We start from the raw sequence: 13984 nt of genomic DNA, 5'->3' as shown, positions 1-13984 counted from the left end.
TCCTCACAACCACTTCAGCACATGGCAATCTGGCAATATCCGTTAACCGTTCTGCCCCGGGCGGGCGTAGTCGCCCACTTTGGCTACCTACCCGAGCGGCTCCCGCCGAGCCGGTCTTCCGAAACTAAACCAGTTGCTTTACACGACTGGTGGGCGGGGCAGCGCGTAGCGGCTGCCCCGTTAGCCGCAGTTATGGATGCCCTGCTGCCCCGCGCCGAATGGGGCGACTCGCGCGACGTGTTTTGGAAAGTGGAAGATGATGAAACCGACCCGGACCACGACTGCCATTTAGGCCTTGACGCCGAAGGAAACTTTGTAGAAGAATTCCAGTTCAGAACCGACCTGCGTGCGCCCGCTCAGGCCGCGCCTTTTCTGAAAGCCACTCTTACCCAATGTCAGCAGCAAGACCTCGTGTTGCTGGATGCCACCGGGACACTGCTGCCGCCGCAGCTGTCGGAGCTACTGCCGTTTATCGAACAGTCGCGGGCCGTGCGGTTTCTGACGAATCCCCAGGCATTTCTGGAACAAGTGCTGCGGGAGCAACCGGGCTCCTAACCCAGACAATCCTTCTACCCTTCCCCTCATCCCTTCCTCTATGACGTCCACCATCACCATTGCCCCGCACTCTGCCCACCCGCTCACCGTGGCGCGGCTGGGCTACGGCACCATGCGCCTCACCGGGCCCGACATCTGGGGTGAGCCGGCCAACCGCCCCGAGGCCCTGCAGATTCTGCGCGAAGCCGTGGACGCGGGCGTTACCTTCCTCGACACGGCCGACTACTACGGCGAGGACGTGACTAACCGCCTGCTGCGTGAGGCCCTACACCCCTACCCGGCCAACCTGGTGATCTGCACCAAAGTAGGCGCCACCCGCCGCCCCGATAAAAGCTGGGTGCCCTACAACCGCCCCGAGCAGCTGCGGGCCAGCATCGACAACAACCTGCGCACCCTGGGCCAGGAGCAGATTCAGCTGGTGCACCTACGCCTGATGGGCCACGGCCCGGTGCCGCTCGACGAGCAGCTGGGCGTCATGTTTGAGCTGCAGCGCGAGGGCAAGGTGCTGCACGTGGGCCTGAGCAACGTCACGCGGGCCGAGCTGGAAGCGGGGCTGCAGCAGGGCCCCATTGCCACCGTCGAGAACATGTACGGCCACGCCCAGCGCACCACCCTGGCGCACGCCCACGGCACCAACCCCGGCGGCGCGGAAGTGCTGGATCTGTGCGAGCAGCACGGCATCCCGCTTATTCCGTTCTTCTCGCTGCTGCACGCTTTGCCCCAGGCTGATCCCCGCGTGGCCGAAGTAGCCCGCCGCCACGGCGTCACGGAGGCCCAGCTCAACATTGCCTGGCTGCTGCACAAGTCGCCCTGGCTGCTGCCGATTCCGGGTACCTCCCGGCTGGCTCACCTGCACGAGAACCTGGCCGCTGCCGCTATCCGGTTGAGTGCCGAGGAAATGGCGTATCTGGAGTAGCGGGCCGGTTGCAACCTCCCGCCGCCAGGACCGACTCTTTTCGGCGAATCTGATTTTACTTCGTGGCATGAAACGCAGCTTTTGGTTGGTGGTGCTGGCTCTGCTGAGCCTGGCTTCCGCGCAGGCCCAATCCCTGACGGGCGAATGGCAGGGCGTAGAAACTGATACCGGGGAGCCCGGGGCCGTGTGGCCGGCGGTGCTTCGGCTGCAGAAAAGCTCCGGCACCAACGTATTTGGGGTGCTGTATCAGGAAGTGGGCGCGGAGCCCGGCGTGTCAGTTACGTTTCAGATGGCCGGTACGCGCACGGCTGGCGGGCTGCGGCTGGAACACGTGCGCAAGCTCACCGAAACCGGCCGCACCACCTTCTCCTACTGGTGCGAAGGCGCCATCAGCTTCACCTACGACCCCGCCCTGGAGAAGCTAACCGGCCGCGCCACCTACGCCCCCCGCGGCGACTGCGACACCGGCACCCTCACCTTCTACCGCATCCGGCTGAAATCGGCGGCCACCGTGCCGGCCGGCGTCGAAACCACCCTGCGCGTGTCGGGCCGCAACGTGCTGTGGTACACCGATGCCAGCCTTAAACAGCCCGTAGCTACCGGCAACGTTTACCGCACCACCCTCACCAAAGCCACCACCTTCTACCTACGCCAGAGCTACTACCCCACCCGCCAGAGCACGGCCGTGCCCATCACTATTCAGGTGACTGGCACGCCCCCGGCGGGCCCAGTAGCCAAAGTAGCACCACTAGCGCCCCGCCCCCTTGCCGCCATCCTCCCCGATACTGCCCGGCCGGTGCCCGGCACAACGGCTGCGCCCATCGTACCAGCGCCCATGGTAACGGCTGCCCCTATGGTTCTGCCCACCGTACTGTTCCGGCTGGGCACGGCCGAGCTGCTACCCGAAGCGCTGCCGGCGCTGCTGCAGCTGGCTGCCGAGCTGCTGCAGCGCCCCACTCTGCGCCTGCGCGTGGCCGGCCACACCGACCGCATCGGGGAGCCACAGAAAAACCAAATCCTGAGCGAGCAGCGGGCTGAGGCCGTGCAGCAGCGCCTGGTGCAGCTGGGCGTGGCCGCAGCGCGCATCAGCACCATCGGCTACGGCGACGCCCGCCCACTCTACCCCTCGCCCGACGCCCGCAACCGCCGCGTGGAAGTGTCGGCCGAAGCGGAGTGATGCAGTTGGGCGCAAGAGCCCCTGCCGGGTAGGGCCAGCTTATAAAGGAAAAGTGGCCGCCTCTGAGCTCAGAGGCGGCCACTTGCTTTTGCAGACAATTCCTGACGCTGGCGTCTTACTTGGCCGGCACCGGCTGGGCGGCTGGCTGGCGGCGCTGCTCTTCCTTCTGGTAGAAAGCCAGCTCCTGCTGATAGGGTGCGTAGTTCCAGTCGGGGCGGGCGGTGGCGGCCGTGCGGGCGGCGGTAGTCAGGGCCGTCAGTTGCTCTGGGGTCAGCACCGAGGCGGTGGAGTCGGCCAGCAGGGCCTGGTGGCGCTGCTCCAGCAGGGCTTCCAGGGCCAGAATCTCGGGGCCGCCCTTGCCTTTGAATGTGGCTTCGGTCGTGCGTTTGCGCTGAACGTTCTCCCCGTGGTAGGTGAACAGCGTAACGCCCCGGCCCAGCGTTGGCGTGGCGGCAGCTCCTTCGGCTTTTGGGGCGGCATCTTTTGGGGCGGCGGCCTTCGCCTTTTTCTGGCGGGCAGCCAGCGTAGCCACCGACACCGCGGCCCGAGTTCCGCCCATTATCAGCCCGATCTGGGCCTGCGCCTGCTGGATGGTGAGCACGGCCGCGAGGGTAAGAATGTACTTCATAATCGAAAGTGAGGGGTAAGGTAAAGTGGGCGCAATCTACGGAAGAATTCACCTCAGCAACTATTCGAAACGCCAGGCGAAGCACTGAAATCCAGCGGCACCAGCGGCGTACCAAGCAGAAGCTGCCCCAGGCTCTTACTCCCCAATGTGGCGCGCCCAAACCCTAACGAACCGGTTCCTGCCAGCCGTCCGGTGCAGCCCGGCGGTAAGCCGTAGCTTAGGGGCACGATCTTCCCCGACTTTTCACTGCCTGCCACATGTCGCGCTTCGCCTGTTCCTGTTCTCTATTGATACTGCTGCTGGCCGGAACTCTGGGGCCGCAGCACTCCGGGGCCCAGCAGCCGGCAGCCCCGCGCGACACCTCGTTCACCACTTACAGCGCCTACACCAAGGCCAAAGTGCAGCACCCCTACATCAGCATAGCCCGGCCGCCGGTGCCAGCCACCATCCGGAGCCAGATGAACCTCACGTACTGCACCGAAGGCGGGCGGGCACTGCAGCTGGACGTGTTCTACCCGCACGGCAAACGGCGCCAACGGTTTCCGGGCGTGCTCATCGTGCATGGCGGCGGCTGGCGCTCCGGCGACCGGAGCCAGCACGTGCCCCTGGCCCAGCAGCTGGCGGCGCAGGGCTTTGTGGCCGTCACGGCCGAGTACCGCCTGAGTCCGGAAGCGCCCTACCCGGCCGCCGTGCAGGACTTGAAAACCGCGCTGCGGTGGCTGCGCGCCCACGCCCGCCCATACAGCCTCGACACGAGCCGCGTGGCCGTGTGGGGCTTCTCGGCGGGCGGCCAACTGGCGGCCCTGGTAGGCACCACCAACGGCGACCCGCTCTACGAAGCCGGCTCCTGCTTCCGGAGCCGCTCCAGCAGCGTGCAGGCCATTGTGGATGTGGACGGAATCCTGGCGTTCCTGCACCCGGAATCGGGCGAGGGCGACGACAGCCGGAACCTCTCGGCCGCTACGCAGTGGTTTGGCAGCAACAAGCTCACCCGCCCCGAGCTGTGGCGGCAGGGCTCGGCCCTCAGCCACCTCAGCCCCGCCACCCCACCCATGCTGTTCATCAACAGCGGCGTGGCCCGCATGCACGCCGGCCGCGACGACATGATGCGCCAGCTCATGGGGCTGCACATCTACACCGAGCTGCACTATTTCCCGGAAGCGCCGCACCCGTTTCCGTTGTTTCATCCGTGGTTCACGCCCACGCTGGACTACACCGTCGGCTTTCTGAACAAAGTATTTCCGCAGCCCTGAGCCCTGAGAGCGGAGCGGCGGCGGCCAGGCAGCTTCCCGGCTGCACGCAGGGCAACAAAAATATGATGCTTGCATAACAATTTATCAACATGGCTGTCTTACCTTTGCAGCCATCAAGCTGATTTGCATTTACATACAACCATTGCCATGACAAAGCGCAACACCGCCCTTTCTTCGCTGCTGGTACTCGGAAGCCTCGGCTCGCTGAGCTACTTGGCCGCGCAGGTTCTGGATCTGAACCTGTTTTTTGACCTTCGTGACGAAGAGGAGCTGCACTTCTAAGCCGCCACTTTTCCCGTGCTTTTGCCCGAACCCTGCCCACCGGCGGGGTTCGTTTGCGTTAGGGCCACGAACAATCCCTGATTCAGAATCAGGAGCTTAGCAGATTAGCTGCAAAAAACCACATCCATTCCCAACTGTTTTCGGTACTTCACAGTCCGGAAGCCTGCTGTGGGCTCCGGGTATCTCTCATCGGCTGTGCTTCCGGCCGGGCGGCGTAGTGCCGCATCGGGCCGGAATTAGCCAAAACCACTGATTTATGAACCTGAGTAGCCTCAAAGAGCAGATCAGCTACATCATCGGGCGCGACATGGCCCGCAATTTCTCCCAGCAGGGCCTGGACCTGGACGTTGATATTCTGGCGGCCAGCATGAAGGAAGGCCTGAGCGGCGAGCCAAGCCGCCTCAGCCAGGAGCAGATCCAGGAAGCCATGATGCAGCTGCAGCAGCAGATGGGCGGCCCCGAAGGAGACGACGACGACGACACCTCAAACGACGCAACCATGAACAACAACAAAGCAGAAGGCGAGGCTTTCCTGGCCGAAAACAAAAGCAAGCCCGGCATCACGACGCTGCCCAGCGGCCTGCAGTACGAAGTGCTGACCGAAGGCAGCGGCCGCAAGCCCGGCCCTACCTCGCAGGTAACCACCCACTACCACGGCACGCTGCTCAACGGCAACGTATTCGACAGCTCCTACCAGCGCGGCCAGCCGGCTACGTTTGGCGTAAACCAGGTAATTGCGGGCTGGACAGAAGCCCTGCAGCTGATGCCCGAAGGCTCGAAGTGGCGCCTCTACATCCCGTCGGATATGGCCTACGGCAAGCGTGGCGCCGGCCGCGACATCGGCCCCGACTCGGCGCTCATCTTCGACGTAGAGCTGCTGAAAGTCAACAACTAGTGTAACCGGTTTTTCGCCCGGCTGCTGTGGCAGCTGCCGCCCCATTCGGGGTGCGCGGCTCTGTGGTAGCCGGGCGAACTTGTTTTAGCCCTGCCGTGTCTGAATCCCCCACTGAAGACTTCTCTGCCGATTCGGCCGCGCCGCACCAGCCGGCCTACTCGCCGCAGCCCGCGCCGCCGCCACCGCCGCTGCCCACCCTGCGCAGCGACGACGGCCGCCTGGTGCTCACCGACGACTCGCTGCAAGTGAACGGGCAGCGCTATGCGCTGCTGGAGCTGGAAGCCGTGGAGGTGCAGCATGTGCGGTGGTTGCTGTGGTTTTTGCTGGGGGGCTTCACGCTGGCCGGCTTCCTGCTGGGGCTGCTGCAGAACTGGCTGCGCACCATGCCGGCCGCCCTGGGCCTCACGGTGGGGGCCCTGCTGCTGGCCTGGGGCCAGCGCGGCACCAACCGACTGCGCCTGCACCGCCTGGGACGCGAAACGGCCCACTTCGCGCTGCCCGGCGAACTATTCGGCTGGCAGAAGCTGGTATCGGAAGCCAACCGCCGCATTCAGCGCCGCCATGATGAAGCCGCCCGTGCCGCCGCTGAGGCGCTGTGGGCCGCGCAGGCCGCCCTGTTACCGCCGGAAAGGCCGACAATGGAATAGGCGCCACCCGTTTCTTTTGTACCCCGGCTTTCTTTACGCGGATTGCGTAAGGCCACGTTTGCGCGCCTTCCCCTACCTTTGGGCGCTTTTCCCGGCACTATTTCCTTCTCTTATTCCACACATGGACGCCAAACATTCGCACACGGCCATTTCCACGGCGGGTCTGCTCATTGCCCTCGGCATTATTTACGGGGACATCGGCACATCGCCGCTCTACGTAATGAAGGCCATTGTGCCGGAGCAGATTACGCCCATGCTGGTTCTCGGAGGCATTTCCTGCGTCTTCTGGACCCTGACTCTGCAGACCACCATCAAGTATGTGATGCTCACGCTCAACGCCGACAACAACGGCGAAGGGGGCATTTTCTCGCTCTACGCCCTGGTGCGGCGGCGGGGCGCCTGGCTGTCGGCCGTGGCCATCATCGGCGGCTCGGCCCTGCTGGCCGACGGCGTGATTACGCCGCCCATTTCGGTATCGTCGGCTATTGAAGGCCTGGAGGCCGTGTACCCGAATATCCCGACGGTGCCCATCGTCATTGGCATTATTGCGGGGCTGTTCCTGCTGCAAAGCTTCGGCACCCAGATTGTGGGCAAGGCCTTCGGGCCCATCATGTTCATCTGGTTTTCGATGCTGGCTGCCTTGGGCGTGAGCGGCATTCTGCAGCATCCGGAAATCCTGCAGGCCCTCAACCCCTACTACGCCTACGATTTGCTGGTGAACTACCCGGGCGGCTTCTGGCTGCTGGGGGCCGTGTTCCTGTGCACCACCGGGGCCGAAGCCCTCTACTCCGACCTGGGCCACTGCGGCAAAGGCAACATCCGCATCAGCTGGGTGTTCGTGAAAACCTGCCTGGTGCTCAACTACATGGGCCAGGGCGGCTGGCTGCTCGCGCATCAGGGCGAGATGCTCAACAAGCGCAACCCGTTCTATGAGCTGATGCCCGAGTGGTTTCTGCTCATCGGTATCGGCATTGCAACCATTGCGGCCATCATTGCCTCGCAGGCGCTTATCACGGGCTCGTTTACGCTGGTGGCAGAAGCCATTCGCCTGAATATGTGGCCCAAAGTGAAGCTCAACTACCCCACCGACGTGAAGGGCCAGCTGTTTGTGCCCAGCATGAACCGGCTGCTGCTGCTGGGCTGCGTGGCGGTGGTGCTGTACTTCAGGAAGTCGGAAAACATGGAAGCGGCGTACGGCCTGGCCATCACCCTGACCATGCTCATGACCACCATTCTGCTCACTATCTGGCTGCGCACCAAGCGGGTGCCGCTGGCGGCTATTGCGCTGTTTGTGCTGGTGTATGGAGCCATTGAGGGGTCGTTCCTGATTGCCAACCTCATCAAGTTCCCACACGGCGGCTGGGTGTCGCTGGCCATTGGCGCCACGCTGATGACCGTGATGTACGTGTGGCTGCGGGCCTTCTACATCAAGCGCCGCCTCACGGAGTTCGTGAAGATCGAGCCGTATATGGATGCCCTCCGGGAGCTGTCCAACGACGATACGGTGCCGAAATATTCCACTCACCTGGTGTTTATGACGTCGGCGGAGCGAGCTTCGGAAATCGAGAGCAAGATCATCTACTCCATCTTCCAGAAGCGCCCCAAGCGGGCCGATATCTACTGGTTTGTGCACGTAGACACCACCGACGAGCCGTATACCATGGAATACAAAGTAGTGGAGCTGGCCAACGACGATGCTTTCCGCATCACGTTCCGGCTGGGTTTCCGGGTGGAGCAGCGCATCAACCTGTACTTCCGCAAAGTGGTGGAAGACCTGGTGCGCAACAAGGAAGTGGACATCACCTCGCGCTACGAATCCCTGAGCAAGCAGCACGTTACCGGCGACTTCCGCTTCGTGGTGCTGGAGAAGTTCCTGTCGGTGGAAAACGAGTTTCCGTGGGTGGAGAAGCTGGTCATGCAGGCCTACTTCTACATCAAGCAGTTCATTGCGTCGGAAGACAAATACTTCGGTCTTGATACTAGCTCCGTGAAAGTGGAGAAGGTGCCGCTCGTCATCACGCCCGTCCGCGACGTAGCGCTCAAGCGTATCTCCTAGCGTCCGGCCACCGCTGCCGCCTTTCAGTCGAAAGCGCCTCACTACCAGCTAGTGAGGCGCTTTTGCGTTTCCGCAGCCTAGTCTGAGGCGCCTCAAAAAATTAGGCTAGCCGAATACTTGCATTTAATGAAGATTTTTCTTCCCTTCAGACCTCGTTCTTTTTCCACAACCAAAATTCCCTCAAGCGTATGCGTACTTCTATCCTGTCCGGCGCGGTGCTGGCGGCCCTGCTGCTGGCAGCCTGCCAGCGCCAGCCCGACGAGCAGCCTGCTCCCCAGTCCGAAGCCGAGCCCACCGCGGCCCTAACCACCCAGCAGCTCGACGACCAGATCATGGCGCGGCTGCGCGAAACCGGCAAGTTCGACTGGAACCAGGCCAGCGCCCACACCGTGTGGAGCGCCCTGCGCCGCTCCGACTACGTGCTGTCGGTAGGCTACCAGCCAGCCAGCTTCTCTGGCCAGCTACCCGCCGATGCTGCTAGCAACGCAGTCTGGCAGCAGGCCCGCGCCCAAGTGCTGGACCTCATCTTGGCCGAAGAGCAGAAAGTCCATCCGGAGCTGACTGCCGCTGACTTGGTTGCTTATGATGAAACCGTGCTGCCTACGCTCGACGTGACGGTGCGGGAGCTAAGCACCATCAAGGCGCTGCGGGCCTCGGGGCTGGTGCGCTACGCCGAGCCCATGGGCTACGAGCCGAACCGCCCCACGGCCAACAAAGGTGCGGCGGTGCTAAGCAGCAGCGGCTGCGGCAGCAACACCGCCACTGCCGGCCTCGTAGCCGGCGCCGACTACACCGTGCTCAGCAACGGCAGCAAGTCGTCGTGGAACCAGGCCGACCAGTACCACGGCGTGCGCACCGCTTGGGGCCAGAGCACCGGCCGGGGCGTGAAGGTGGTCATCATCGACTCGGGCAGCTCGGATGCGCAGGAAAACCTCGGCTCGGCCTTTAACCAGGGTCTTAGTTCGGGCCGCTCCATTGAGCGCCTCGTGACAATGCCGCGCAATACCCTGTTCGGCATTCCGTACGGCGACCAGGAAACGCCCAACGATGGCTGCGGCCACGGCACCAGCATGGCCGGCGCCTGCGCCGCCCCACGCGGCACCGACGGCGCTGCCGTGGGTATGGCCTACAACGCCAACCTGATTACGGTGCGCGCCGCCGAAGACGTGTTTCTGGATGCCAGCCGCGAAGTGAAAGGCGTGTCTGATGCCTTCATTCTGGCCGGCAACCGCGCCACCGTACGCATCATCAGCATGAGCATGGGCCGCCTGACCAGCTCCGGCCAGATGGCCGACGCCATCCGCTACGCTTACGGCCGCGGCAAGCTGATTTTCTGCGCCGCCGGTACTTCCTTCGACTGGAGCGCCGGGGTGGTGGGCGTTATCTACCCCGCCTCCCTGCCCGAAGCCGTGGCCATCACGGGCGTAAAAGACAACCTCACCACCCGCTGCGACGAGTGCCACGTGGGCTCCGACGTGGAATTTACAGTAGTGATGCAGCGCACCAGCGTCGACCGGCGGCCGCTCACGCTGGCCATGTCCGGCGATGCGCCCAGCACCGTGGGCGGCTCCAGCGTGGCCACGGCCAGCATGGCCGGCCTCACGGCGCTGGTGTGGGCGCGCTACCCCACCGAAACCCGCGCCCAGATCATGAGCCGGCTGGTGGCAGCCAGTTCCAACCGCAGCGCCCGCAGCAGCAGCTTCGGCTGGGGCCGCGTGAACGTGGCCACGGCCGTGGGAGTGCAGCCGCTGTAAGCATCCTGCGTTAAAGAGAAAATCGTCCCGTCTGAGCTTCAGGCGGGACGATTTTCTTTTGCTATGCCCCTCTGAAACGGCAGGCTTCCAATTTTTGCGGGGCCATCTTTGCCCGGCAGGGGGTAAAATGTAGACCCGCTGATTACCTCATTCTCTCCCAGTCGTCGCCATGAATCGTCTGTTTCTGCTGTTGCTGCTCTTTACGTTGGGCTGCACTACCACCGCTACCACTTCGCAGCCGGCACCGGACTTTTTCAGCCGCCTGAGTGCGCTGTGCAGCAAATCGTACCGCGGGAAAGTGGTGTTTCCGGCCGATGGCAAAGACCCGTTTGCGGGCAAGCTGCTGACGATGCGCGTGCAAAGTTGCTCGGACACCGAAATCCGGGTGCCGTTTCAGGTGGGCGAGGATAAGTCGCGGACGTGGGTGTTTACGCGGGCATCCCAAGGCCTGCAGCTCAAGCACGACCACCGACACCCCGACGGCACGCCCGACTCCATCACCCAGTACGGCGGCTACGCCAAGCCCGGCGGCACCCCTTCCCGCCAGAGCTTCCCGGCCGACGACTACACCGCCAAGCTGTTGCCCGCTGCCGCCACCAACGAGTGGGAAACCGTTATCAGCGACGACCAGAAAACATTCAGCTACCTGCTCCGGCGCGGCGGCCAGCTCCGTTTCCAGGCCGATTTCGACCTGACGCAGCCTCTTGCTCAGTAAAGTTCATTGCCTATCTGTACTGCCTGGGCCGGTTTCAGCAAGTTCTAAATGCAAAAAAAGCCCCGTCTGGAAGTTAGACGGGGCTTTGGTTTTACCTGGATGCAGGCCATTAGGCTGGCGCGGACACAGTGCTAAAAACACGTGCGCCAGGTGAAGTGCAGCTGATTAGCGTACCGTCAGCCACTTGGCCAGCACCGTTTTCTGGTCGGCGGAGGGGTTTTCCATCCGCTCGATGCGGTAGCGCTGCATGGTGCTGGCCAGCAGCGGAAAGCGCAGCTCCTGCAGCTGGCCGTCGCGCGACACCAGCATTTTCACCTCCGAGCCTGCGGCGCGGCTGCTCAGTTGCTGAGTGGGGTCCGTGGTGAGGCGGGCGCCGTCGAGGGCCAGGATTTCGTCGTTCACGTTCAGGCCGCCCTGCCAGGCGCTGCCTTCGCGGCTGGTGCTGGTCACGGTGTACTTGCCGTTGGCACTGCTGATGCTGGCGCCCAGGGTCGGCTCGCCGGTGGCTGGCGTTACGGCCAGCTTCAGGCCGGCGTAGCCGAGGGCGGTGGCGTAGGGCAGGGTTTCGGTGCCGTAGACGTAGCGGCGGAAGAAGTCGTCGTAGCGGCGGCCAGCAATTTTGGCCACGGCCGCTTGGTACTCCTCGTCGGTGAAGCCGCGCTTTTTCTGCACGTAGTACTCGTCGTAGAGGTAGCGCATCACGTCGTCGAGGTGCTTCTGGCCCTTGGTTTCGTTGATGATCATCAGGTCCAGCACGGCCCCGATCAGCTCGCCCTTGTCGTAGTAGCTGATGCCGGTGTTGCTGGAGTTTTCGTTGGGCCGGTAGCCCTTGATCCAGGCGTCGAAGCTGCTTTCAGCGGCCGACTGCTGCTTGTTGCCGGGCGTGTTTTCCACGCGGGTGATGCCGTTGCTGGTGCTAGCCAGGTAGTCGTCCACGCTCACGAAGCCGGCGCGCTGCACTATCAGGTCGCCGAAGTAGCTGGTGCCGCCTTCGCTCACCCACAGCATGTGCGTGTAGTTTTCGTTGTCGTAGTCGAACGGACCGAGGGTCACGGGGCGGATCCGCTTCACGTTCCAGAGGTGGAAATACTCGTGCGCCACCAAGCCCAGGAAGCCCTTGTAGCCGGCATCAGAAGCATAGGCATTGCGCGACACCGACAGCGTGGTGGAGAACAGGTGCTCCAGGCCACCCGTACCCCGGTCGATGTTGTGCACAATGAACACGTAGCGGTCCAGCGGATTCTTGCCCACCACGCGGTGCGCTTCCTCGCACACCTTTTTCATGTCGGCCAGCAATTTGGCTTCGTCCAGCTTGGGGGCCTGCCCGAACATGGCCACCGTGTGCGGCGTGCCGTTGGCCTCAAAGCTTAGCACCTTCTGGTTGCCGATTTCAATGGGCGAATCGGCCAGCTCGTCGTAGCTCTCCGAACGGAAGGTATTGGGGGCACCGGCCGGCTTGAGACTGGTCGAAACCTGGGTCCAGCCGGTGGCGGGCTTCACTTCCAGGGTGCTGGACAGTTGCTGGTTTTCAGCCGGATACATGAACACACTGGTGCCGTTTACGTAGCCGTGGGCGGCATCCAGGAAGCTGGTACGCACGCTCAGCTCGTAGGCGTACACCTTGTAGCGCACCGTGAAGCTGCTGGCTTTGGGGTGGTACACGCGCCAGGTGTTCTTGGAAATCTTCTCGGTGCGCAGGTTCTCGCTGCCCGCTTGGGCCGTGAAGCCTTCTACGTGGCGGGCAAACTCGCGCACCAGGTATGAGCCAGGCGCCCAGACCGGCATTTTCAGGTCGGTGTACGGCTTGCCGAAGCCGCTCAGGCTGGTTTCGACTTCAAAATAATGGGTTTGGGGTGCCGGCATCGCCAGCGTGTAGCGCAGCACCGGGGCGGCCATGGCCGGGCCAAACTGGCTCAGCAGCAGCCCCAGCACCAGCGCCAGCAGCACTCGGGTACGGGAATGGGTCATGAAAAGGGAAATGAGTGAGATGGTATCGTTGGGGCAAAGAACGGCGAAAAACGTACAGGGCTGCAAGCCGCCGGCCAGCCGTGCGGAAACCACCCCGGTAGCTCCACCGTTAGGGAAGCCACCAACCTTGCTTCTGCTATGCGCTACGTCTGGATTTCCTTTGTCGCGCTGGCGGCCCTGCTGGTAGGCGTTTTCGCCTGGCCATCCCGCTTGGCGTCTACTCCCCACTCCGACAGCCAGACGGCCCTGCCAACGCACCGGGTAGCGCTGGTAACCAGCACCCGCCCCACGCCCACCGCCGACAGCGTCGTGACGTTTGCCATGCGCCAGCTGGGCACCAACTACTGCTACGCCGGCAACACCCCCGCCACCGGCTTCGACTGCTCGGGGTTTGTGCAGTATGTGTTTCAGGAGTTCAAGGTGGCGATGCCGCACTCCACGGCGCTGCTTATTGCCGTAGGCCGGCCCGTAGCGCGGGAGCAGGCCCGCCGCGGCGATATTGTGGTGTTTACGGGCACAGCGGCCACGTCTGCTACGCCCGGCCACGCTGGCATTGTGGTATCCGGGCCAGGCCAACCGCTGCGGTTTATTCACTCTTCCTCGGCGCGCCGCGAGTCCGGCGTCAAAATCAGCCAGGTAGAAGGCACCGACTATGAGCGGCGCTTTATGCAAATACGCCGGGTTTTGCAGAGTAATGGAGCAGCTGAGTAAGGTATCCGGACAAAATGCAGCCTACTTCTATACGCTGTAAAAGAGCGATGCCCGGCCGCCTATGCAGTCCTCACAAGAGAGGCTGCTGGGCGGACCGGGCATCTAATCCTTCAAATCTTACCAAGCGACGAGTCTGGGGTACAGCCCCGCCATCCTTTGTGTAAGACCTTGCCAGAATGCGGGAAAAAGCCAAATAGGGCGTTTTTCCGCGCGAAAGCTGTTGTTAAGCGCGTTCGGCGGTGAGGCGAACTACATTCGACAGGCTTGGCAGGATTTGTTTGGGACTACTAGACATTTTGTACCTCCTTTCTTTACGTTCGACATAACCCCGGCCGCGCCTCCCAGCACCTTAGGGCTGCTTGGGCGGGGCTGTAGCACTCACTACGGAAGGTAAAGTTATAAGCCTGCCGGATGGTTCAAAATAAAA

At 63.1% G+C, this 13984-nt stretch carries 13 protein-coding genes; 11 read left to right on the top strand and 2 right to left on the bottom strand.

All coding sequences use genetic code 11. The features are described 5' to 3' along the window. Positions 1-192: 192 nt before the first annotated feature. From O3303_RS04790 to O3303_RS04780, 3 genes are all read left to right on the top strand, one after another. Positions 193-555, top strand: a complete 363-nt coding sequence (locus tag O3303_RS04790) for a hypothetical protein (RefSeq protein WP_269560929.1) — start codon at positions 193-195, stop codon at positions 553-555. Between the two features lie 40 nt (positions 556-595). Next, positions 596-1471 (top strand): aldo/keto reductase, encoded by an 876-nt coding sequence (locus O3303_RS04785; protein WP_269560928.1) that lies wholly within the window; start codon positions 596-598, stop codon positions 1469-1471. A 67-nt stretch (positions 1472-1538) separates the two neighbouring features. Beyond that, positions 1539-2648 carry an OmpA family protein gene (locus O3303_RS04780; protein WP_269560927.1) on the top strand — a complete coding sequence of 370 codons (1110 nt, stop codon included), beginning with the start codon at positions 1539-1541 and terminating at the stop codon, positions 2646-2648. Between the two features lie 115 nt (positions 2649-2763). On the opposite strand, the gene O3303_RS04775 is transcribed toward O3303_RS04780, so the two are convergent. After that, on the bottom strand, positions 2764-3276 hold the full coding sequence (locus O3303_RS04775) for a hypothetical protein (protein WP_269560926.1): 513 nt from the start codon (positions 3274-3276) through the stop codon (positions 2764-2766). A 287-nt stretch (positions 3277-3563) separates the two neighbouring features. Between O3303_RS04775 and O3303_RS04770 the strand changes: the two genes are divergently transcribed. The 7 genes from O3303_RS04770 (at position 3564) to O3303_RS04740 (ending at position 10878) form a co-directional block, all read left to right on the top strand. Continuing rightward, positions 3564-4529, top strand: coding sequence for an alpha/beta hydrolase (locus O3303_RS04770; protein ID WP_269560925.1), 966 nt, complete (start codon positions 3564-3566; stop codon positions 4527-4529). Positions 4530-4676: 147 nt separating this feature from the next. Further along, positions 4677-4811, top strand: a complete 135-nt coding sequence (locus tag O3303_RS04765) for a hypothetical protein (RefSeq protein ID WP_269560924.1) — start codon at positions 4677-4679, stop codon at positions 4809-4811. Between the two features lie 256 nt (positions 4812-5067). Next, complete coding sequence (bamJ, locus tag O3303_RS04760) at positions 5068-5706, top strand: BamJ family beta-barrel-assembly machinery protein (protein ID WP_269560923.1); 639 nt, start codon at positions 5068-5070, stop codon at positions 5704-5706. Between the two features lie 95 nt (positions 5707-5801). Next, a complete protein-coding gene (locus tag O3303_RS04755; protein WP_269560922.1) occupies positions 5802-6353 on the top strand; it encodes a hypothetical protein in 552 nt (183 codons plus the stop codon). Positions 6354-6474: 121 nt separating this feature from the next. Next, complete coding sequence (locus O3303_RS04750) at positions 6475-8409, top strand: KUP/HAK/KT family potassium transporter (RefSeq protein ID WP_269560921.1); 1935 nt, start codon at positions 6475-6477, stop codon at positions 8407-8409. Positions 8410-8597: 188 nt separating this feature from the next. Then, positions 8598-10163, top strand: a complete 1566-nt coding sequence (locus tag O3303_RS04745) for a S8 family peptidase (RefSeq protein WP_269560920.1) — start codon at positions 8598-8600, stop codon at positions 10161-10163. A gap of 169 nt (positions 10164-10332) precedes the next feature. Continuing rightward, a complete protein-coding gene (locus O3303_RS04740; protein ID WP_269560919.1) occupies positions 10333-10878 on the top strand; it encodes a hypothetical protein in 546 nt (181 codons plus the stop codon). Between the two features lie 165 nt (positions 10879-11043). Here the strand turns inward: O3303_RS04740 and O3303_RS04735 are convergent, their stop codons facing one another. Beyond that, positions 11044-12846: a M61 family metallopeptidase gene (locus O3303_RS04735; RefSeq protein ID WP_269560918.1), complete on the bottom strand. Its 1803-nt coding sequence runs from the start codon at positions 12844-12846 to the stop codon at positions 11044-11046. Between the two features lie 138 nt (positions 12847-12984). Between O3303_RS04735 and O3303_RS04730 the strand changes: the two genes are divergently transcribed. Continuing rightward, the gene (locus O3303_RS04730; protein ID WP_269560917.1) at positions 12985-13557 is read left to right on the top strand and encodes a C40 family peptidase; all 573 of its coding nucleotides are present in this window, start codon (positions 12985-12987) and stop codon (positions 13555-13557) included. Positions 13558-13984 lie beyond the last annotated feature (427 nt).

Source organism: Hymenobacter canadensis (genome assembly GCF_027359925.1).
Classification (GTDB): Bacteria; Bacteroidota; Bacteroidia; order Cytophagales; family Hymenobacteraceae; genus Hymenobacter; species Hymenobacter canadensis.
This window is presented reverse-complemented; position numbering and strand designations above follow the sequence as displayed.